The organism is Serratia sp. HNCC26DJ206, assembly GCF_057180605.1.
In genome coordinates this window covers 135,193-154,266 of sequence record NZ_JBXUGP010000003.1, presented here as the reverse complement: position 1 = coordinate 154,266, position 19,074 = coordinate 135,193, and the positions used below count along the sequence as shown (strand labels likewise).

The 19,074-nt window shown below is 47.6% G+C and carries 24 protein-coding genes; 20 read left to right on the top strand and 4 right to left on the bottom strand.

Annotated features, from left to right (window positions below):
* Positions 1–15 precede the first annotated feature (15 nt).
* The 3 genes from speD to AC2A1E_RS03370 all read right to left on the bottom strand — a co-directional run bounded on the left by speD (position 16) and on the right by AC2A1E_RS03370 (position 2,160).
* The gene (speD, locus tag AC2A1E_RS03380; RefSeq protein WP_484382554.1) at positions 16–810 is read right to left on the bottom strand and encodes an adenosylmethionine decarboxylase; all 795 of its coding nucleotides are present in this window, start codon (positions 808–810) and stop codon (positions 16–18) included.
* Between the two features lie 27 nt (positions 811–837).
* Positions 838–1,701 (bottom strand): polyamine aminopropyltransferase, encoded by an 864-nt coding sequence (speE, locus tag AC2A1E_RS03375; RefSeq protein ID WP_484382553.1) that lies wholly within the window; start codon positions 1,699–1,701, stop codon positions 838–840.
* A gap of 111 nt (positions 1,702–1,812) precedes the next feature.
* Positions 1,813–2,160, bottom strand: a complete 348-nt coding sequence (locus AC2A1E_RS03370) for a YacC family pilotin-like protein (protein WP_473191508.1) — start codon at positions 2,158–2,160, stop codon at positions 1,813–1,815.
* Between the two features lie 207 nt (positions 2,161–2,367).
* Between AC2A1E_RS03370 and cueO the strand changes: the two genes are divergently transcribed.
* The 5 genes from cueO to AC2A1E_RS03345 all read left to right on the top strand — a co-directional run bounded on the left by cueO (position 2,368) and on the right by AC2A1E_RS03345 (position 7,344).
* Positions 2,368–4,005 (top strand): multicopper oxidase CueO, encoded by a 1,638-nt coding sequence (gene cueO / locus AC2A1E_RS03365; protein ID WP_484382552.1) that lies wholly within the window; start codon positions 2,368–2,370, stop codon positions 4,003–4,005.
* 285 nt (positions 4,006–4,290) lie between these two features.
* Positions 4,291–5,517, top strand: a complete 1,227-nt coding sequence (locus AC2A1E_RS03360; RefSeq protein WP_484382551.1) for a tyrosine-type recombinase/integrase — start codon at positions 4,291–4,293, stop codon at positions 5,515–5,517.
* 42 nt (positions 5,518–5,559) lie between these two features.
* Positions 5,560–6,141: a hypothetical protein gene (locus AC2A1E_RS03355; RefSeq protein ID WP_484382550.1), complete on the top strand. Its 582-nt coding sequence runs from the start codon at positions 5,560–5,562 to the stop codon at positions 6,139–6,141.
* 100 nt (positions 6,142–6,241) lie between these two features.
* Positions 6,242–6,526 carry a helix-turn-helix transcriptional regulator gene (locus tag AC2A1E_RS03350; RefSeq protein WP_484382549.1) on the top strand — a complete coding sequence of 95 codons (285 nt, stop codon included), beginning with the start codon at positions 6,242–6,244 and terminating at the stop codon, positions 6,524–6,526.
* Positions 6,527–6,540: 14 nt separating this feature from the next.
* Entirely contained in the window at positions 6,541–7,344 is an 804-nt protein-coding gene (locus AC2A1E_RS03345) for an antA/AntB antirepressor family protein (RefSeq protein ID WP_484382548.1), read from the top strand.
* A 129-nt stretch (positions 7,345–7,473) separates the two neighbouring features.
* Here AC2A1E_RS03345 and AC2A1E_RS03340 read toward each other — a convergent pair whose 3' ends face one another.
* The gene (locus AC2A1E_RS03340; RefSeq protein WP_484382547.1) at positions 7,474–7,653 is read right to left on the bottom strand and encodes a hypothetical protein; all 180 of its coding nucleotides are present in this window, start codon (positions 7,651–7,653) and stop codon (positions 7,474–7,476) included.
* Here AC2A1E_RS03340 and AC2A1E_RS03335 point away from each other — a divergent pair.
* From AC2A1E_RS03335 to AC2A1E_RS03265, 15 genes are all read left to right on the top strand, one after another.
* On the top strand, positions 7,643–7,981 hold the full coding sequence (locus AC2A1E_RS03335; RefSeq protein WP_484382546.1) for a host cell division inhibitor Icd-like protein: 339 nt from the start codon (positions 7,643–7,645) through the stop codon (positions 7,979–7,981). The genes AC2A1E_RS03340 and AC2A1E_RS03335 overlap by 11 nt on opposite strands.
* Positions 7,974–8,345, top strand: a complete 372-nt coding sequence (locus AC2A1E_RS03330; protein ID WP_484382545.1) for a hypothetical protein — start codon at positions 7,974–7,976, stop codon at positions 8,343–8,345. The genes AC2A1E_RS03335 and AC2A1E_RS03330 overlap by 8 nt, the downstream gene beginning before the upstream one ends.
* The gene (locus AC2A1E_RS03325; RefSeq protein ID WP_484382544.1) at positions 8,338–8,736 is read left to right on the top strand and encodes a hypothetical protein; all 399 of its coding nucleotides are present in this window, start codon (positions 8,338–8,340) and stop codon (positions 8,734–8,736) included. Before AC2A1E_RS03330 ends, AC2A1E_RS03325 begins: the two co-directional genes overlap by 8 nt.
* Positions 8,729–9,022: a hypothetical protein gene (locus AC2A1E_RS03320; RefSeq protein WP_484382543.1), complete on the top strand. Its 294-nt coding sequence runs from the start codon at positions 8,729–8,731 to the stop codon at positions 9,020–9,022. Before AC2A1E_RS03325 ends, AC2A1E_RS03320 begins: the two co-directional genes overlap by 8 nt.
* Positions 9,019–9,357, top strand: a complete 339-nt coding sequence (locus tag AC2A1E_RS03315; protein ID WP_484382542.1) for a hypothetical protein — start codon at positions 9,019–9,021, stop codon at positions 9,355–9,357. The genes AC2A1E_RS03320 and AC2A1E_RS03315 overlap by 4 nt, the downstream gene beginning before the upstream one ends.
* Positions 9,354–11,081, top strand: a complete 1,728-nt coding sequence (locus AC2A1E_RS03310; protein WP_484382541.1) for a DNA primase family protein — start codon at positions 9,354–9,356, stop codon at positions 11,079–11,081. Before AC2A1E_RS03315 ends, AC2A1E_RS03310 begins: the two co-directional genes overlap by 4 nt.
* An 898-nt stretch (positions 11,082–11,979) precedes the next feature.
* Positions 11,980–12,264, top strand: a complete 285-nt coding sequence (locus AC2A1E_RS03305; protein ID WP_484382540.1) for a DUF3892 domain-containing protein — start codon at positions 11,980–11,982, stop codon at positions 12,262–12,264.
* Between the two features lie 640 nt (positions 12,265–12,904).
* Complete coding sequence (locus AC2A1E_RS03300) at positions 12,905–13,075, top strand: hypothetical protein (protein WP_484382539.1); 171 nt, start codon at positions 12,905–12,907, stop codon at positions 13,073–13,075.
* A 3-nt stretch (positions 13,076–13,078) separates the two neighbouring features.
* Positions 13,079–13,426, top strand: a complete 348-nt coding sequence (locus AC2A1E_RS03295) for a tail fiber assembly protein (protein WP_484382538.1) — start codon at positions 13,079–13,081, stop codon at positions 13,424–13,426.
* A complete protein-coding gene (locus AC2A1E_RS03290) occupies positions 13,426–14,205 on the top strand; it encodes a hypothetical protein (RefSeq protein ID WP_484382537.1) in 780 nt (259 codons plus the stop codon). Before AC2A1E_RS03295 ends, AC2A1E_RS03290 begins: the two co-directional genes overlap by 1 nt.
* 21 nt (positions 14,206–14,226) lie before the next feature.
* Positions 14,227–14,658: a hypothetical protein gene (locus AC2A1E_RS03285; protein ID WP_484382536.1), complete on the top strand. Its 432-nt coding sequence runs from the start codon at positions 14,227–14,229 to the stop codon at positions 14,656–14,658.
* 54 nt (positions 14,659–14,712) lie between these two features.
* Positions 14,713–15,570 carry a S49 family peptidase gene (locus AC2A1E_RS03280; RefSeq protein WP_484382603.1) on the top strand — a complete coding sequence of 286 codons (858 nt, stop codon included), beginning with the start codon at positions 14,713–14,715 and terminating at the stop codon, positions 15,568–15,570.
* Positions 15,571–15,669: 99 nt separating this feature from the next.
* On the top strand, positions 15,670–15,993 hold the full coding sequence (locus tag AC2A1E_RS03275; protein ID WP_484382535.1) for a phage tail assembly protein: 324 nt from the start codon (positions 15,670–15,672) through the stop codon (positions 15,991–15,993).
* A 109-nt stretch (positions 15,994–16,102) separates the two neighbouring features.
* Positions 16,103–17,929: a lytic transglycosylase domain-containing protein gene (locus AC2A1E_RS03270; RefSeq protein ID WP_484382534.1), complete on the top strand. Its 1,827-nt coding sequence runs from the start codon at positions 16,103–16,105 to the stop codon at positions 17,927–17,929.
* A 29-nt stretch (positions 17,930–17,958) separates the two neighbouring features.
* Entirely contained in the window at positions 17,959–19,026 is a 1,068-nt protein-coding gene (locus AC2A1E_RS03265) for a phage baseplate assembly protein (protein ID WP_484382533.1), read from the top strand.
* The last annotated feature ends 48 nt before the right edge of the window (positions 19,027–19,074 follow it).

Sequence of the window (19,074 nt, the reverse complement as noted above, 5' to 3'; positions counted from 1 at the left end):
CCCTGTACGCCTGAATTACAGAGGCGGAATATTCCGCCCGTAATAAATCTCCTGCATCTCTTTCCACAGCAGATCGGTGATCCTGTTACGTTCGGCGGCGCTGAGCTCTTCCGGTTTGGCATTGAACAGGTAGTGTTTCAGATCGAAATCCTTCAGCAGCATCTTGGTATGGAAAATGTTTTCCTGATACACGTTCACATCCATCATGTGGTACAGCGACTTCATATCTTCCGACATAAAGTTCTGGATCGAATTGATCTCATGATCGATGTAATGTTTTATGCCGTTCACGTCGCGGGTAAAGCCGCGTACGCGGTAATCCATGGTGACGATGTCGGATTCCAACTGGTGGATCAGGTAGTTCAGCGCCTTGAGCGGCGAAATTACCCCACAGGTAGAGACTTCAATATCGGCGCGGAAGGTGCACAGGCCGCCTTCGGGATGGCTTTCCGGGTAGGTATGAACGCAGATGTGGCTTTTATCCAGATGCGCGACCACCGTTTTCGGCAGCGGGCCGGGGTGTTCCGAGGTATCGACATCTTTAGGGTCGACCGGCTCCTCGCTCACCAGAATAGTGACGCTGGCACCCTGCGGTTCATAATCCTGACGCGCGATATTCAGAATATTGGCACCAATGATCGAGCAGGTTTCGCTGAGGATCTCGGTCAGGCGGTTGGCGTTGTATTGCTCGTCAATGTAGGCGATATAGCCATCGCGGTCATCCGCGGTTTTGGCATAGCAAATATCGTAAATACAAAAACTCAGGCTCTTGGTCAGGTTGTTAAAGCCGTGCAGTTTTAGCTTATGCAATTAGGTTCACCTTCCTTATCTTCTCGCTTAACGTGTCACGTTCAGTGCGTTGAGCAAATACTGTGGCAGAGCGAAGCTGCCCACGTGAATTGCCGGATTGTAGTAGCGGCAGTGTAAATCATTCTGAGCCATGCGCTGTTGCAGCGTAACCCCATCAAGCTGGCGCAGTGCCGGGTTCTGGCTCGCCCAGGCAAAGGTCATGATACCGCCGTAATAGGTCGGGATCGCCGCCTGATAGAAGCTGACATCGTTGAAATATTGGCTCAGTTTGGTATGGCTGTTGACCGCTTCATCCTGTTGCAGGAAGCAGACGCCGTTTTGAGCCACAAAGATACCCCCTTCATTCAGGCAGCGTGCGCAACCTTGATAGAACGCAGAGGTAAACAGGCTCTCGCCGGGGCCGATCGGGTCGGTGCAATCAGAGATAATCACATCGAATTTTTCAGCAGTCTGAGTCACAAAGTTGACGCCGTCATCGATCACCAGCTTGAAGCGCGGATCGTCATAGGCACCGGCATGGTGATTAGGCAGGTACTGGCGGCAGAACTCGACAACACCGGCGTCGATCTCGACCATGGTGATCTGCTCAACACCCGTATGGCGGCTGACTTCGCGCAGCATGCCGCCATCGCCACCGCCGATGATCAGCACTTTCTTCGCCTGACCATGTGCCAATAACGGTACGTGGGTCATCATTTCATGATAAATAAACTCGTCGCGTTCGGTGGTTTGCACCACACCGTCGAGCGCCATCACGCGCCCCAGCACCGGGTTTTCGAAGATCACCAGATCCTGATGCCCGGTTTTTTCACGGAACAACACTTTCTCCACCGAGAAGTACTGGCCGAAGTTGGCATGTAACGTCTCGTACCAAATATCTTTCTGGGTCATGTTCGGGAAACTCCGTAAACAGCCATGAAAATGGGCGAAATATCATAGCTAACTCTGCCGGAGGATGCACGGCAGAATTCTAAATCGAGGACGTTGAAAACAGGGGGATGTTTAATTCGCGTAAGCCAACAGACTCAGTGAGTCGCGGGCCAGAGACTTGCATTTGTTAGCGGTTGGGATAGCAATACCGCTGAGATCGCGATAACTCTCTTCGCCCAGCATCTTCATATTGAAGCTATTGTAATTGCTCAAATCCCAACGGTTCTGCTGAGCGAAATAGACAATGGCGCGTTTGATTTGCGCATTAGGCAATTCATTGTATCCGCACTCATTTTTAAGATAGACAAAAACCGCCGTCAGATCGGCCAGATCTTCTGCCTCAGATTCATTCAGCGCCAGACTGGTATTGGAAAAGCCCAGCGTGGTTAGCAAGAGCATCAATAACGTTGTTTTTTTCATCATAAAATAGACCTGTTCATTATTTACTGACGTTACCACACTTGCCTGCAAAGGCAGCAAATTTATTACTAATTCAGAGTATAACCAAAGTGCTTGGTACCGTAGTCGCATTGACAACATCTTTAAATCTATTGCTTGACCTTCCAGCAAGGGGAGGGTTTAGGCTACTGGCGTTGAGCTATCAATCACTGAAATAGGGAGTCAGCGATGTTACGCCGTGATTTTATTAAATTGACCGCCGCGTTGGGCGCAGCCAGTGCCTTACCGCTATGGAGCCGTGCTGCCTGGGCAGCCGAACAACCCGCTCTGCCGATCCCACCGTTATTGCTGCCCGATGCGCAGGGCAAGATTGCACTGACGTTGCAAACCGGTGAAATGAACTGGCTGCCTGCCGCCGCAACTCGCACCTGGGGGATCAACGGTGCGTTACTGGGCCCGGCGGTGCGCTTGCAGCGTGGTAAACCGGTTACAGTCGATATCAGTAATAAATTGCCAGAAGCCAGCACCGTGCACTGGCATGGGCTGGAGATCCCCGGCGATGTCGATGGCGGCCCGCATGCGTTGATCCATCCTGGGAGCACGCGCAGGGTGAGTTTTACGGTCGATCAACCTGCCGCCACCTGCTGGTTCCACCCGCACACTCACGGCAAAACCGGCCATCAGGTGATGATGGGCCTGGGCGGATTGGTGCTGCTGGAAGATGATGAAAGCAGCCAGTTGCCGCTGCCGAAAACCTGGGGTAAAGACGATATTCCGGTGATCTTGCAGGATAAGCGCTTGGGGAAAGATGGCCAGATCGAATATCAGTTGGACGTGATGAGTGCCGCTATTGGCTGGTTTGGCGATCGCATGTTTACCAACGGTGCTGCTTATCCGCAGCACGCTGCCCCGCGTGGTTGGTTGCGCTTGCGCTTCCTCAACGGCTGCAACGCACGCTCACTCAATCTGGCTACCAGCGATAACCGACCTTTATATGTAATTGCCAGCGATGGCGGTTTCCTCGCTGAGCCGGTAAAACTGAGCGAATTGCCGATCCTGATGGGCGAGCGTTTTGAAGTGCTGGTGGATGCCTCTGATGGCAAGCCGTTTGATATCGTGACCCTGCCGGTGGTGCAGATGGGGATGACGCTAGCGCCGTTCGATCAGCCGCTGCCGGTGCTGCGCATTCAGCCTTCGTTGGCGCAGGGCGTGAAAACCATGCCGGATAGCCTGGTAAAATTGCCAGCACTGCCGCCGTTAGCGGGCTTGCAGGATCGTTTGCTGCAACTGTCGATGGATCCCAAACTCGATACCCTGGGAATGCAGGCCCTGATGGATCGCTATGGTCACCAGGCGATGGCGGGGATGAGCATGGATCATGGCAACGCCAGTAAGGCGAGCAGTGACAGTATGGCCGGGATGGATCATGGCGATATGAAAGGCATGGATCACAGCAACATGCCGGGGATGGATCACGGTAACATGGCCGGTATGAACCATGGTGAGAAACCCTTTGATTTCAGCAATGGCAATATGATCAACGGTAAAGCCTTTGATATGACCAAGCCGATGTTTACCACCAAGCGTGGTCAGTATGAGAAGTGGACCATCTCGGGTGAGGGCGACATGATGCTGCATCCGTTCCATATTCATGGCACCCAGTTCCGCATTCTGTCGGAAAACGGCCAAGCGCCAGCAGCACATCGCGCAGGCTGGAAAGACACCGTGCTGGTGGAAGGCAAACGCAGTGAAGTGCTGGTCCGTTTCAACCATCTGGCCAATGCGGAACATGCTTACATGGCCCACTGCCACCTGCTGGAACATGAAGATACCGGCATGATGCTGGGCTTTAACGTGACTGACTGATTTTAGAGCAAGCCGTGGCGATGCGCTCGCGTCGCCACCGCCTGCCAGCTATGTTAAACTCTGCGCCTTTCTTCCGGCAACTGACCTGAAAACTATGAAACACACCGTAGAAGTAAAAAACATATAGTTTTCATGCTATTCCATCCTTTCTTGAAAATCGTATTTCTTCATGTAAAATCAATTAATTATTAAATTATTTGTTTTGGTGTTTGTTCACTTTTTCGGGCTGTAGCAAAGAACGGTGTATCAATCGGTGTATCAATAATTGGTGTTTGAGGAGGGGGCATGTCAGGTACGAACAAACTGAGTGATAAGAAACTCAGAGCGCTGGCAGGAACCGAAAGAGATGCGCCCGTAATGTTTGCTGATGGCGAAGGGTTAGGCGTCAGAGTTTCGAAGTTGGGGCAGGTAAGCTGGGTGTTCTCTTATCGCCTTGGTGGGCGCGGTAGCCGCCTAGAACGGCTGACGCTGGGTAAATATCCTGATATGTCGCTAAAGCTGGCACGTGAGAAACGTGAGCAGTGTCGTCAATGGCTGGCGGGCGGGCTTGACCCGAAAAACGAGCTTGTTATCAGCACCGAAGCGACACTCAAACCCGTGACTGTAAAAGACGCTCTCGAATATTGGCTGGTAAGTTATGCCAGGCATAAGAGAAGCGACGAAGAAATGACACGCGCCCAACTTCAGAAGCATATTTATTCAAGGCTTGGGCACTATCCGCTTGATCGTTGTGAGACTCGCCATTGGGTTGCCTGCTTCGATGAGATCAATAAAAAGCAGCCAATTACTGCCGGAAGAATGTTCCAGATTTCAAAGCAAGCGCTGAGGTTCTGCAAAGTACGGCGCTATGCATCCAGTGACGCGCTGGCAATACTCACAATTCAAGATGTGGGTAAGCCATCTGGAGTGCGGGATCGTGTTTTATCTGATGCTGAGTTAGCAGACGTGTGGCGTTGCACATATGGAAATGAGCAGCACCCATATTATTTGAGGCTGCTAAAGCTGCTGATTCTCTTTGGTGCGAGAACAATAGAGGTCAGGCTATCAAACTGGTCTGAGTGGGATTTCACTTCATGGATATGGACCGTACCGAAAGAACACAGCAAGACGAAAGAAAAAATAGTTCGGTCAATCCCTGAGGGGATTCGCCCTTGGTTGAAAGAGCTAAAGCGTGAAACGGGCAAAACGGGGTTACTGCTTGGAGAGGAACGCACACGCGCTTCAGTATCGTTGAAAGGCCGCAGGTTGTATAAAGACTTCAGCCACAAAGAAACCTGGACGCTTCACGATTTACGCCGGACGTTCTCTACTGGGTTAAACAATATTGGAATTGCTCCACATATTGTTGAGTTACTTCTTGGACATGCTTTGCCTGGGGTAATGGCAATATATAACCGTAGTTTGTATCTACCTGAAAAGCTTGATGCTCTTAACAAATGGTATGACCGCCTTGATTTGATAGTAGGTAATCATGAAAATGTTATTTTAATGTCATTTGGTGAGAAGGTATAAACAATTTTAGAATTGGTTGTATTCAACTTTTGGGGGTAAGTCATGTATTACAAAATAGCAAAAAAGATAGAGGTTATAGTTCATGGTGTTATGTTATGTAGCGATATAAAACACCATCATTTTGATACGGTTGCATATTATATAAGTAGGGATGCTATTCGTAGTAAATATAGATCAAATAAAAAAAGTGGTGTTTCTAAGACAGATAAGGAAATAAATAATCTTATCAAGTCAATCAATAAGTTAAATCAAGAATTTGATAATACAAGTCTGACAGCTTATCAGGTTTTAGAAAATCACATAGATATACAGAAAGTCAGAACTGATATCATGGCATTATGTGTTGCGATTAACGAATTAAAAATTAATCTTGAAGATTATTCTGAAGATTTATTCAAGCCTATCGGTGGGCAGAGAAATGATCTTGCCTTTATTGTATTAAAGGAGATGAAGAGAGTTTATGAGAGTAATTTTGGGGTGAAAGCACCATTGACAATACCAACGGAAAACACAAGGAAAGAGCACGAGTTCATGATTATTATGAGGAAAATATACGCCGAGTTTGGTATTTCTGCTGACCCATATGTATATATTAGACAGGTGATAAGTAAGCAGGGTAATTAATGTTTTGAATGCGTTAATTTTTTCATATTCAAAACATTATTCTCCATTCCCCGAGCAAAATACGATGCTTTCCATTACAAACGAGTAAACGGAGAGCAGCATGAATACAAGTAGATACATCCCACCAACACCAGAGCAACGTAGAACTATTCTTGAGGAATATGGCTTTAAGTTTGATCGCCGCATTCGTGAGGCAGAATGCTTAGAGATTACTAGCCTTTCACGTTCTACTCGTTGGAACATGGAGAATGAAGGGAAATTCCCGCCCCGTTGCCACTTTGGCCGTAATAGTTGCGCTTGGCTCTTGAGTGATGTTCTTTGGTGGGTTCGCAATCCCCCTGCCGTAGAAAACATTAATAATCCCCACAGCCGAAAATCCGCATAATTAAGGACTGAAATATGAAAACTGAAAACATGGCCGTAACAGGCCAGGGGCGCACTCATGCCGAAAATCAGAATGTCATTAATTTTGCCGAACGCATTCCTGTATCGATCAGCAATATCGGCAACAAAGATATTCAGTCGGTTAATGGCAGAAAACTGCATGTGTTTTTGAAGGTTGGCCGTGATTTCACTACCTGGATAAAAGCGCGCATCAAGCAGTATGGATTTAACGAGGGGGTGGATTACGCCGTTGTTGAAATTCTGAGCTCCCCCGTTTCGGGGAGCGCAAAGTCTCGCCAGCAGATAGAACACGATTACATTCTTAGCCTGGACATGGGCAAAGAGCTATCAATGGTCGAACGCAACGATCAAGGCAAAGCTGCCCGCCGTTATTTCATCGACTGTGAAGAACGCCTGCGCCGTGTGGCTCCAGAAGAACACCAGGCCGCGCTGTTGAGCTGGCGTAAAAAACGTGTGGCCGCCTGCGAAGATCACAAAAGCATGGCTGACGCGATGAAAGGTTATATCGAGCGTACCGGCGATAGTCAGAAAGGCTTTGCCTACAGCAACGAAAGCCGATTCCTGAATAAACTGGTACTTGGTGTTGATCCGATTAAATGGGCGAAGGATAACGGGGTTTCATCCAAACAGGTACGCGACAGGATGAACGCCGATCAGTTGGCGCTGCTGGCTTACTTGGAGAGCCGAGATTGTGCGTTGCTGGATATGGATACACCGACAGCAACCCGGAAAGCCAGGTTAACCGAACTGGCGCAGCGTTGGCTGGCAAAGCGTCTGCTGGAGGTGTCAGATGCTTAATAAAACAAAAGCGGCCTTGCAGGGCCGCCAATGTGATTACACAAAACAGAATCAAAGCCAGCTTATCACACTGATCGATCAGGTCAACCGCCCCTATTTTCGTAGTGCTGGTGGAACCCCAACGTTGGCTCAGTTCTTTGGTTCGATACCACGTTGTTGTAATTCTTTGCGGATAATGCGCTTTATCCAGGCTGAAATAGAAGCATCACCATCTTGCGTAAGCGCCTGTTTGATACCTTCTTCTAGTGCTGGTTCTACTCGCAAAGCAATTTGTTTGTTGCCTTTGCCTTTTATCTCTATGGTTGACATTTGGTTGACACCTGATTATGTTGGAGTGGTAACCAAGTGTATGACAAGTGCATACCAAAAGACAACGCCCCGGAGTGCTGGAACACTGCCGAGGCGTCTTACCACAACGTTAATAGAGGTAACGATTATGGCTGACAACCAGTCTACCCAAACTCGCCCTAAATTTCACTTCCGCTTCTTGGCTTTGGATAGGGTTAACCAGGCTGCCACTCCCTGCCGCATGTCAGTAGAGGCATACACTGAACGGGAAGCCCGCCAAGTGTTGGCCCCTCACTTCATCCTGTCACTAGCTGCACGCCTGCCGATTCTGGAGGTGCGCCATGTTTAAAATTGTCATCACCCATACCGATCACACTACTGGCTGCACTATCAAGCTTACCGATCCGCGCCGCTATAAAACCCGCAAGAATGCGGAAAGTGACGCGCAGAAAATTGGTTATATTTGCCAGCCAGACGGTAAAACAATCACTTTCAGCGTCACTGCCGAGGTTTTGGAGGTATATCCGCCTGAGCTATCACCAGTTGTAGGCGGACTCTATGTACAAAATGACGGTGGAATGACGGCTATCGTCAGGACGGTTAATGGTGACCGAGTGGTGTTCTCTTACGAGCAATATCCAGAAGCCAGCCACAACTACCCGATTGTCGGTTTTATCCGTGAATTTACTCAGCAGGAGGTGGGCAATGCGTAAAAGCAATGTTCCTGCATGCAAAACCAAAATGACGGTTGCACAGAAGAAGCGTAACTATGATGTCGAATACCTTAGCTCCTGTATGACCCTGGTACAGGAACAGATTAAAATATTGGAGCCGTCAATTCCTGACAGTGTATACGGTCTGGCATATGCGCTTAGGCTGATGATGAATACCTACCAGACAAAAATAGGTAGAGCGGAGTCATTTCCGGTTTCTGAGGATATTAGTACAAGAGAACGTATTTTTATCCTGTTCCGTGTGTTGGGCATCACCATTCAGCAAGTCAGTAAATTTGACCATGATGGTGCTCAGTGGCTTACCTATGTTTCCAGGGCAATTGCTTCTGAATTGGTTGCATCTATCTCGATGGAGGTGAGCAATGTTTGACCTTAATATTCCACCTAAAGCAAATTGCCGAGTCCTTATCACTTACATCGACGGTGTTATTACCCATTCACAACTTGCCAAGGAAGATGAACGCCTTTCCAGCGCTAAAGCCTTTGCTGAATTTATGCATAAAAGAGGTTATCGGCTTATACCTGCTGATTCCGTCAACAGCTTTAACCATTTTCAAGAGGCTATCAATTACTGGCTTGAGTCAGGCGATATTTCTCAATCAGCAGCACAACAGCTAAAGCAACAGTTTCTTTCTCTGCTGGGAGAACAATCATGATTAGCCAACTGAAATTCAATGAGCTGGAAAAGTGTGTCCAGGCGCTTGAGTTGTCTTTCGCTTCCCTGCAACGTAAAGACACCCTACCGGAAGGCATGGCCCCATTAACTATGCTGGCGGCTGAAATGGGTATTTCCACTGGTAAAGCTGAAGAACTGGCGCGCAACTGTGGCGTAATGATTGTGAAGCAGGGCCACGGCCATATCGTGCATGAAGCGAAGTTCCGTGAAGCGGCGCTGATCATTATCAAGGGCGCCAAGCGCAAATACGGCAGTAAATACTGGTACCACCCGCTGATCGGCAAATTCACCATGACAGTGAGGCCGCAGCTATGAGCAAACCGCAGAAAGTTAATACAAGCCAATGGCCGAATGAGTTGTTTTCTTGTGTCTATCGCTGGGTTAATGGTCGTCCGATAGAGAAGGCAACAGCGGCAAAAGCCATTCTCCAAACCACAGCAGGCACACCACTTAACGACCTGGCAAGAAAGCTACATACCTTTGCTATCGGGAATGTTACCCCCGAATGGTTGATAGAAAACGGCTTTGCTTCCAACCTGGCCCCTGAGCCAGCCAGCGAGAAGCGCGAAGCGGTGGTGTTGGAGTTCATAGACCGTAAAGAGCTGGTGGCTGCACTGGCTGACTCTGATCGGATTAACGGGATATTCAACGCCACCCCGCCAGAACCTACAGTAACCCCAGCTCTCAATCAGATGGGAGCCAGCCAGCGGGGTGATGTGCTTCTGGCTCGTTATGATGGGGCGTTGGCAATACATGGCGACTCAGATAGCGTACATCATTATGACGGGGTGATTTGGAAACCGGTCACGGATAAGGAATTACAGCGGGAAATGGCCGCAATCTTTATCGAAGCTGACATTGCCTACTCCCAGAACGGAATCAAATCAGCCGTAGACACCATGAAATTAAGCTTGCCATTGATGGGCAACACGGCCCGTAACCTGATCGGCTTTAGTAACGGGGTATTTGACACCAAGGCGGGGGAGTTTCGACTACACCGCCGAGAGGACTGGTTATTGATCGCCAGTGATGTTGAGTTCAACCAGCCGGAGGAAGGGGAAACGCTGACCAGCCATGCGCCAAATTTCTGGAAGTGGTTAACCCGTTCCACTGGAAGTAATGCCCGCAAAGCGGATCGTGTACTGTCAGCGCTGTATATGGTGATGGCTAACCGGTATGACTGGCAGTTGTTCCTTGAAATAACCGGGCCAGGGGGAAGCGGGAAAAGCGTATTGGCAGAGGTCTGCACCATGCTGGCGGGCAAGGCTAATACCGTATCGGCCAGTATGGCTGCGCTTGAGAATCCGAGAGAGCGAGCGCTGGTGGTTGGGTATTCATTAATCATTATGCCAGATATGTCCCGCTATGCCGGTGATGGTGCAGGCATTAAAGCTATTACTGGTGGGGATAAGGTAGCCATCGACCCCAAACACAAAGCGCCTTACTCCACCCGTATTCCAGCGGTGATTCTGGCAGTCAACAACAATGCCATGAGCTTTAGTGACCGCAGCGGGGGGATCAGTCGACGGCGGGTTATCTTCAATTTTGGTGAGGTGGTGCCGGAGAACGAACGTGATCCGATGTTGCCAGAAAAGATAGAGGCGGAGCTGGCCGTAATCATTCGTCATTTGCTGGCTCAGTTTGCTGACCAGGAGGAAGCGAAGCATCTCTTGTTCGAACAGCAGAAATCAGAAGAGGCATTAACCGTCAAACGTGAGGGAGATTCGCTGGTGGACTTTTGCGGCTACCTGATGGCGTCAGTACAATGTAATGGCATGTTTGTAGGTAATGCCGGGGTGGTCCCATTCAACCCGCGCAAATACCTATATCACGCTTATATGGCATATATGCAAAGCTACGGCTTGAGCAAGACAATGGTATCACTGACCCGCTTTGGCACTGATATGCCTGGGGCTATGGCTGAGTATGGGAAAGAGTATGCCAGGAAGAAAAGTACCAAGGGGAATATTCGTTCCAATGTCAGCTTGAGCGATGATGCAGATGAATGGCTACCATCTGCAACAGGGGGTACAGAGTAAAAGTTATTATAAAAGTGTCCACCTCTGTCCACTCAGTAAAATATTTATTTAAAAACATATGGTTAATGGGTGGATAGTTTGATTTTAACTCTCCACTAAGTATCCACCTCTCCACCTATTTTAAAAAAGGGTGGTGAGTTGGGGTGGAGAGTTACGGACACTTAAAAAATAAACTAACCACCTTTCAACGCAATGATTTAATTGGTAAAAATCACGAAAGTGGAGAGGTGGACGGTTAAACGCATAATTTTATTTTTTCTATGAGGGCTATATACAGTTCAGTAGGTAAAAATGCTGGGTTCTGGAATGATGGCAATACTTCTTTTTCAAATGGTATAGCAAGATGTTCTTCTCGCTTCTTATGCCTCACTTGCGGCTATTAATTTAAAAAAGATACCTAGCAAAGTAGATGGGATTATTAGCAATTCGATATTTATTATATATGCGCTGATTTTTACTCATAATATCTGGTTTATGTTTGACGTATTTTGTAATAAATTTAGTTAACCTGTGAAATTGATATCCTTTATTCTTGGTATATCTAGGTTTGTTATTAATGTATTCCCCGTCATTTATGTAATGATAGGTGAAAATCATTCTTAGTGGTTTTTAAGTAATTATTTAGCCTATTTGTGAATGATGAAAACTTATAAGTATTTAGTACTCATAAAACACCACTTCCTGATAGTGATTATCATTTCTAATTATTTATTCGTAAAGTAGATGTATTTACTGGTTTTTTATTGTATACGTTAGAGGTTTTACTCTTTTAATCAGCATCTTGGTTTTTGCTTTCTGTATGTAATTTATTGTTTTTATTGTGTACTTTCACGGATGGATAAAGAGTAACTCAATACTAGAATAGTAACATATTGAAACTTATAGAAGGGATAGCTATATGACTGACCATCAAGTTCGCTGCATCAATAAAAGTAATAGGCAAAATGCCCATGAGAGAATTACCAATATTGGTGGTATTAATGATAATGGTTCGCGTTGGAAAATTACTCAACAAGAAGCAATTGACGGCATTGAGTCCGGAAAATGGCGATTTTATGTGGGTACAGGGTCTCATGTGGTATGGGTTATTGTGGCAAAAAGTGCTGCTGGTAATAAATACATCAAAACACAAAATGATGGTGAGCAGCCTAATAATTTGTTGAGTTTGCCAGAGTGTCCATAGTTTCATTTGTTGACTATTATTACAGCTAAGTATGTGTTTTTATGACATTTAACTGTTTTTTATAGTTAAAAAATACATGCCAGTGGTTTTTAACTACTAGTGATTGGCGGGCATGTGGTATCAGCATTGCTGGTATGTCCGCTTAATGTTGCCCAAATCCTTTCAACCATAAATCCGGCTTGTTTCCAAACCTAACAGTAATCATTTTATTTATGGGTTGTATACCCAACTGCTGGGACTCCTCGAACATCTTAATAATAACATCTTTGGTGGTTATCGCTGGTGGCTTGGTGAGATTGTCTGGTAAGGTAACTACATATCCCGCACTGGTAAGTTATCCGGCCAGTATCCACGTTGGTTTATCTTTTCACCACATTACCAATCCTTCATGCAGAATGATATTAATCCTAAACGAAAATAGCCTGATTTTTTATCTAGACAGCGTCAATGAATAAATGATTTGTAAGTATTTTGTTCTCATGCTTATTCATGTTGGCTCTCTATAGATAGAGGGGTTTTAATTATTTTTTTCGTATGTACAGTTATAGATATATAAATCATGTAGACGAGTTTAAACGCTTATACGGCTGCAAATAATAAGTCGCGAGCATACCTATAAACTCTCCGTTGAGGTAAAGAAATGAACCGTAAGAGCAACACACAGGCAGTCCTTCTGACTCGAGATCAGGTAGAGGCTTTGCAACGTTTGCAGGAACAGGAACGTAAACGTTCTGAATTGGGTATCACGCCGTCAATCCATGAGGTTGCTCGTCGCTTGATGAACCAGGCACTCAATAAGGCGGAGGGCTGATTCATGGAACGAACTTATCAACCTGGTCTTGTGATTGGCGTTGGATGCTCACCTGCACCGAAAGACCGCTTTGGTCGTCCTTATATGTATGTGCAGACAGCGGGCCGCTCGGCTGAATGGCAACCAGCCCCTATGACAGCATCTGATGCCCGCACTATCAGAGCCGAGGCATTGAAGGAGGCTCATATCGAGGTCACCGCATTGCAGGCTGCTGTCAGCACTCAGTTGGCTACGGCAGAAGAAATAGCGGCATTGAAAGCTTGGCAAGTCTATCTGGTGGAAATGAATCGTATAGACCCTGAGCACCCTCTCAATATTGTCTGGCCTGAAAAACCTGTAGGTGGTCTGTAATGGCAAATTTCAACTTGCTTGACCTTTTTAGAGTAAAAAAAGGCGGCAAATCAAAGGAAAAAGCAGATATGTACGACTTTTCGCACTTGAGTGGTGCCGATAGCAACATTCAAAAATCGGCTGCTATCACCAGTACAAACAACGGTGATGATACCGAGAACACATTTGTTAAAGCGGGCGATCCGACCAAGCTTTCCCGTCCTGGTCAGCACAGCCGCAGCCATAACGTAGCGGTGTCCGATGAGGCCAAAGCCAATCCCGTTTTGGCGGTGCGTCTGTTGAAAGAAACTGACCTTAAATCCAGCCGAATTAAAGCCCGTTGTGCTTCCGAACCGCAAGCGCTCTCTAAATTCACTAAGAACTTTATGGAAGAGAACGATCCGGGCTGGGAATTCCAGGACGGTGAGGAACAGGCCTTGACAGCACAGACATACTCTATCCAGAACAGGGATGCAAACGGCTTTCGGGCTGCGCGTGACCGGGCTATCAAGGCATTGAAAAAAATGGAAGAGCCGCTGACTGACGATGAGGTTCAGGACTTGGTAGCCCGATCTACCAAGATGCTAAACGCTATTGATCCCGACACACCAGATAACCTTGAGGCTCGTAAAAAGGCTGATGAAAAATATAAGCAGGAGGTTGCTCAGGCTACAGCCCGACGCAATGCCCAGTATCGTGTATCCGGCATGGCTATTCCGGGGGATACGCGGCGGGTTAACGGCAAGATTGAAGGCCCTGCCGATGAGGTTGATCGCATTAAATCACAACTTCCAGGCTGATGCTGCGCAGAGGTCCATTCCATGAACTTTCAACATCTGGCAGCGGCGCAGCACGTCCATTTGGGTCGTGATAACTCACTCAGTGCCCGGATAGCGCGTATCAATCAGCTTTCTGAGCTTGAGCGGGAAGATTCACCGGTAGTTGATAGCCATTCTGATGCACACCGGATAGCTGTGAGCCAGGAGGCTAGAAATAACCCGGTATTGGCGCTGAAACTTATCCGCCGCGGCGAAAGCAGCGAGAAGGCTATCGACATTCTGGCTTCCAGCCACCGTCATCTGAGTCGATTCACCCGGCGCAAAATGGAAAGGGTTTGTCCTGGTTGGGAGTGCATGGATACCGAGGACCAGAACCTTGAAGCCTTCACTTACAGTATGTGCAACAACGATATAAACGGCTACCGGGCCGGTTTTAATGCCGCTAATCGGCAGTTGGAAAAGTACATCGATTAACCCCGGCTCAGTAAATTCATACAGGCTCTAGAGGACGATGCTTTGAACGAAAATATCAACTTGCCACATTTAGCCCAGCGCTTATTTAACACTCCACTGGCGCTGCACCCGCACAAGGCTGAAGTAGTGATGGCCGCGTTAACTGACCGTTTTGGCATTACGCGTATTCACTCCATGGCTGCCAGTATGAGCCAGGGTGATGAAGAACGATTCAGCCAAAAGGCACGCAGTCATGATAGCGGGTATGACGTTGTTGAGGGGATCGCCATTTTACCTATTTACGGCACCCTGGTGCAAAAGCTGGGTTCACTGCGTCCCTACAGCGGCATGACGGGATACGACGGCATCCGGCAGTCATTTTTGACCGCGCTCTACGATCCTGCTGTTAAGGGGATTTGTCTGGATATTGACTCACCCGGTGGTGAGGTTGCCGGGTGCTTTGATCTGGCGGATGAAATTTACGGGGCGCGCGGTTCAAAACCCATTCATGCCATTTTAAGCGAAAGCGCTTTTTCCGCCGCTTATGCCCTGGCTAGCGCTGCCGATCACATTTCGGTACCCCGTACCGGTGGTGTTGGGTCTATTGGCGTAATCGTTATGCACGTTGACTGGTCGCAGCGTATCAAGGCGGACGGTATTCAGGTCACCATCATCACCCACGGTGACAGGAAGGCCGAGGCGAATCCTTACGCACCATTATCAGAACAGGCTGCAAAGGCTATTCAGGGTGAGGTTAATGCGGTTGGGAAGCTTTTTGCCAATACCGTTGCCCGAAACCGTGGGATCAGCATGCAGGCAGTCTTAGAGACTCAGGCGGCGTGTTTCATGGCGAACGAAGGAGTGCGCCTGGGGTTAGCTGACAAGGTTTGCTCACCTGATGTGGCGATTCGAGGTCTATTTAGCTCCATATGATGAGGCATAGAAAAGAACTGGCGGTAACAAGGGAAGATACCGAAAACCGCCAGTGCAGGTTGATATCCGTACATTAACACTTAACTTAAGAGGCATTTCATGAATAACACATTAGCGACACTGGAAAAAACAAAGACCATCGTGTTGAGCAAGCCGATTGAATTAGCTGGTAGCAAAATACGTTATGAGCAAATCGAGCTCAAAGAACCCGTGTTGATGCAAGTGGAGCAGTTTTACGAGTGCCAGAGCGCTAAAAATGCCATGGCAGCAATGAAACTGCTGATCGCACTGACTTCCGGTGGTGTGCCCGAGTCGGCTATCAGCCATATGGATTTTACTGACTATAAGGAGTGCGAAGACTATTTGATGGGTTTTTTGACTTACAGTCCATCGAAAGCTGGCAAAGAACAGCCGCCGATGTGACGAAGTTCTACGGTTGGGGGCCTCATGATGCGTGGTCCCTGACCCGTACCCGGTTAGATTTCTGGCTCAGACAGGCTCACCGGATAAGTAAAGATAAAGGCGGGTAAGAATGGATAACGCATTTAGTTTTGAACTCAACGCTAACGATAAAATATCGGCAGCTATTCAATATATTGAGGAAATGGTTAAAAATTTGAACCCGCTGTTAGATAAAACAACTGACGGGCTCAAATTAGGTGGTTCAGAATCTCTTGGCCAACTTGATGATCTTGGCAGTCGGCTCGATATTATGGCAAGAAATGCCAGGGAGGGGGTGCAATTTATCGGTGACCTGGTTCCACCGTTGAAAATGGTTGGTGGGTTAACGCTGGGGTTGGGCGGTGCTGCAACGGCTATTCACGTTATTAAAAACAATCTGACTGAATTTGCTAACGCGAGTTATCACATCGATACCATTGCCAAAAATGTCAGTATGACCACAGATGCGTTTCAAGAGCTGAGTGGCGCAATGATAGAGAACGGCAGTACGCGCGAAGCTGCTGAAAGCGCTATTGTTGATATCTTTGATAAAGCCACTGATGCCGCTTATGGGTTTAACGCAGCTTTTTTATCTGTACTCAACACCAAGCATATCGGGGTCAGTAAAACCAAGGAAGGACTGGCAGATGTCGGTAAATTGCTGGTGGATATCAACCGTGTTATGCAATCAATGTCGCCGGGTGAGCAAGCGCTATTTATTAAGAAGTTGGGGCTATCGCCTGAATTACTTAGCTATCTGCGCAATACCGCTACTGAAATACAGCGTCTTAAGGATCAGGCGAAGCGCGATGGGCTTATTTTCAGCGGGAATGATATTCAGCATGGAAAGGCATTCAAAGAACAATTAAATCAAATCAGCGCGGCATACGATGGCATGTTGATGAAAGGACAAGCCTGGTTAGGGCAGTCTGAAACGTTAATGGCCTCTGTCGATCAGCTTAAACAAATCGCTACCTACGGGCTGGATAGCGCTACGGTTGGCTCTATTCTGACCTTTAATCATGGCGGCTCTCAGGCAGATTTATTACGCCAGGCCAGCGGTGATGAGAAATTCAAAGATACCTTGTCTCGTAAAGAGAAACTGGATTTAACGATTGGCTATGCGTCGGAAGATCTGATTAAGAAATTAGATGCCTACTACAAACCTGTTTGGGCCGTCGAACGCCTGAATAATGATTTAGAGCGGGCAAAGGTTTCAGCGCCTGTAAACGTTGCTAATCCGCTTGACCAAGCTTTGGGAAATACACCGGAACAGGTTCGTTTATCCCAGTTGGAGGAACAAAACAATCTGCCACAGGGTTTACTGGATAAAGTCTGGAACACGGAATCTGGCAGAGGGAAAAAAATGTTATCGCCTAAAGGGGCTGAAGGGCATTTTCAGTTTATGCCGCCAACAGGCAGAGCTTACGGTTTGCAAACCAGAGAAGACCGCATGGACTTCAATAAGTCAAGTGAGGCCGCGGCTCGTTATCTCTCTGATTTATTGAAAATGTTTGATGGAGATGTGAAGAAAGCCGTTGCTGCATATAACTGGGGCCCTAAGCGAGTAAAAAATCTTGGGCTGGAGTATGCCCCCGCTGAGACTCGTAACTATCTACAACAAATCATGCCGGGGTTACCACTCTACCAGCCGCAAGGTGACAACAATACGGGAAATAATGGTTCACAGGATATTGGTTATAGAAGCCCAGAGGACAGTCTTTTTAGCAATGGGCAAAATATCAATGTTGGTGATAGCGAACTTCAATATCAGCGGCTGGCATCAGCGATAGCCAACGCGATGCAGGATAACAAGACACAAATTGAGTTGACCCTGATAGACAGTAAAACCGGGGAGCGAAAAACGATTGTTGGTACTGGTGGTGGCCGAGTGGCCGGAACGATTGATTTTCAATAATGGGAACTTTGAGGAGGGAGATGTCCGTAATGATTGATGATCTAATTCTGAGCGTAGGCAACCGAGAAATCATGGGGTGGGATGAAATCAGAGTGACGCGAGGTATTGAGCGCCTTCCCTCTGATTTCAGCCTGTCTTTGATGGACTATTACCCAGGGAGTGATGAAAAACAGCTTATTGCCCCTGGGGAACTGTGTACCGTTCGTCTTGGTAATGATTTGGTTATGACGGGGAATATTGATCGCTGGAATCCTGCTATTTCAAAGTCTAGGCATGAAGTACGTGTGACCGGGCGGGGCCGGTGTCGGGAACTAGTGGACTGTGCAGCCGAATGGCCGAACAACGTGATAAGCCAGGCCAATGCGTTACAGATTGCCCAACGACTGGCCGCACCTTATGGCATAAAAGCGACATCAAATGTCACTGACATGACCACCGTCCCGCAATTTACGTTGAATTGGGGGGAGTCCACACAAGAGGTAATGAGCCGTATATGCCGTTGGGCGGCGCTACTCTATTACGATTTGCCTGATGGCAATTTGTACTTAACTCGAGTGGGAACACGCCAGGCAGCCAGTGGTGTCTCTCAGGGGCAAAATATTGAAGATGCTTCATTCACATCATCTATGGATGAACGGTATTCCCATTATGTCGGTGTCTCTATGTCGGTTAATGCACTGTACTCCGATACTGGTGGTTATGACTCGGTGACACTGGCTAAAGCCACGGACCCTGATTCGGCAGCATTGGGGTATAGGAACCGTCTTGTGCTGGTGGAGAGTACGATGAACGCCAACAAGTTGGCTCAGGACTGCATTGATTGGGAAATGAATCGACGTTATGGCCGTTCAAAGCAGCTACAGGTCACTGTTGATAGTTGGCGGGATAGCGCTGGGAGACTGTGGGAGCCGAATACCCTCATTCCTATCAGCATTCCTGCGTTTGGGCTTCGTGATGAGCTGTGGATTCTCTCTGAGGTAACTTTTATTCGTGATGGCAACTCAGGCACAACAGCGCGAATGGTATTGATGCCGCAGCAGGCGTTTGATGTGCAGCCTTACTCGTTCTATTCACAGTTCCCGGTTTTGAGCCAATAAGCTGGGCTTGGATAGGTGCTGTCCATTTTCCAGATGAACTGAAGAAGT

Excerpts from the sequence above, each read along its gene's own strand:
- speE (WP_484382553.1), bottom strand. The coding sequence starts at position 1,701 with ATGACCCAGAAAGATATTTGGTACGAGACGTTACATGCCAACTTCGGC.
- AC2A1E_RS03370 (WP_473191508.1), bottom strand. The coding sequence starts at position 2,160 with ATGAAAAAAACAACGTTATTGATGCTCTTGCTAACCACGCTGGGCTTT.
- cueO (WP_484382552.1), top strand. The coding sequence starts at position 2,368 with ATGTTACGCCGTGATTTTATTAAATTGACCGCCGCGTTGGGCGCAGCC.
- AC2A1E_RS03360 (WP_484382551.1), top strand. The coding sequence starts at position 4,291 with ATGTCAGGTACGAACAAACTGAGTGATAAGAAACTCAGAGCGCTGGCA.
- AC2A1E_RS03355 (WP_484382550.1), top strand. The coding sequence starts at position 5,560 with ATGTATTACAAAATAGCAAAAAAGATAGAGGTTATAGTTCATGGTGTT.
- AC2A1E_RS03350 (WP_484382549.1), top strand. The coding sequence starts at position 6,242 with ATGAATACAAGTAGATACATCCCACCAACACCAGAGCAACGTAGAACT.
- AC2A1E_RS03345 (WP_484382548.1), top strand. The coding sequence starts at position 6,541 with ATGAAAACTGAAAACATGGCCGTAACAGGCCAGGGGCGCACTCATGCC.
- AC2A1E_RS03335 (WP_484382546.1), top strand. The coding sequence starts at position 7,643 with ATGGTTGACATTTGGTTGACACCTGATTATGTTGGAGTGGTAACCAAG.
- AC2A1E_RS03340 (WP_484382547.1), bottom strand. The coding sequence starts at position 7,653 with ATGTCAACCATAGAGATAAAAGGCAAAGGCAACAAACAAATTGCTTTG.
- AC2A1E_RS03330 (WP_484382545.1), top strand. The coding sequence starts at position 7,974 with ATGTTTAAAATTGTCATCACCCATACCGATCACACTACTGGCTGCACT.
- AC2A1E_RS03325 (WP_484382544.1), top strand. The coding sequence starts at position 8,338 with ATGCGTAAAAGCAATGTTCCTGCATGCAAAACCAAAATGACGGTTGCA.
- AC2A1E_RS03320 (WP_484382543.1), top strand. The coding sequence starts at position 8,729 with ATGTTTGACCTTAATATTCCACCTAAAGCAAATTGCCGAGTCCTTATC.
- AC2A1E_RS03315 (WP_484382542.1), top strand. The coding sequence starts at position 9,019 with ATGATTAGCCAACTGAAATTCAATGAGCTGGAAAAGTGTGTCCAGGCG.
- AC2A1E_RS03310 (WP_484382541.1), top strand. The coding sequence starts at position 9,354 with ATGAGCAAACCGCAGAAAGTTAATACAAGCCAATGGCCGAATGAGTTG.
- AC2A1E_RS03305 (WP_484382540.1), top strand. The coding sequence starts at position 11,980 with ATGACTGACCATCAAGTTCGCTGCATCAATAAAAGTAATAGGCAAAAT.
- AC2A1E_RS03300 (WP_484382539.1), top strand. The coding sequence starts at position 12,905 with ATGAACCGTAAGAGCAACACACAGGCAGTCCTTCTGACTCGAGATCAG.
- AC2A1E_RS03295 (WP_484382538.1), top strand. The coding sequence starts at position 13,079 with ATGGAACGAACTTATCAACCTGGTCTTGTGATTGGCGTTGGATGCTCA.
- AC2A1E_RS03290 (WP_484382537.1), top strand. The coding sequence starts at position 13,426 with ATGGCAAATTTCAACTTGCTTGACCTTTTTAGAGTAAAAAAAGGCGGC.
- AC2A1E_RS03285 (WP_484382536.1), top strand. The coding sequence starts at position 14,227 with ATGAACTTTCAACATCTGGCAGCGGCGCAGCACGTCCATTTGGGTCGT.
- AC2A1E_RS03275 (WP_484382535.1), top strand. The coding sequence starts at position 15,670 with ATGAATAACACATTAGCGACACTGGAAAAAACAAAGACCATCGTGTTG.
- AC2A1E_RS03270 (WP_484382534.1), top strand. The coding sequence starts at position 16,103 with ATGGATAACGCATTTAGTTTTGAACTCAACGCTAACGATAAAATATCG.
- AC2A1E_RS03265 (WP_484382533.1), top strand. The coding sequence starts at position 17,959 with ATGATTGATGATCTAATTCTGAGCGTAGGCAACCGAGAAATCATGGGG.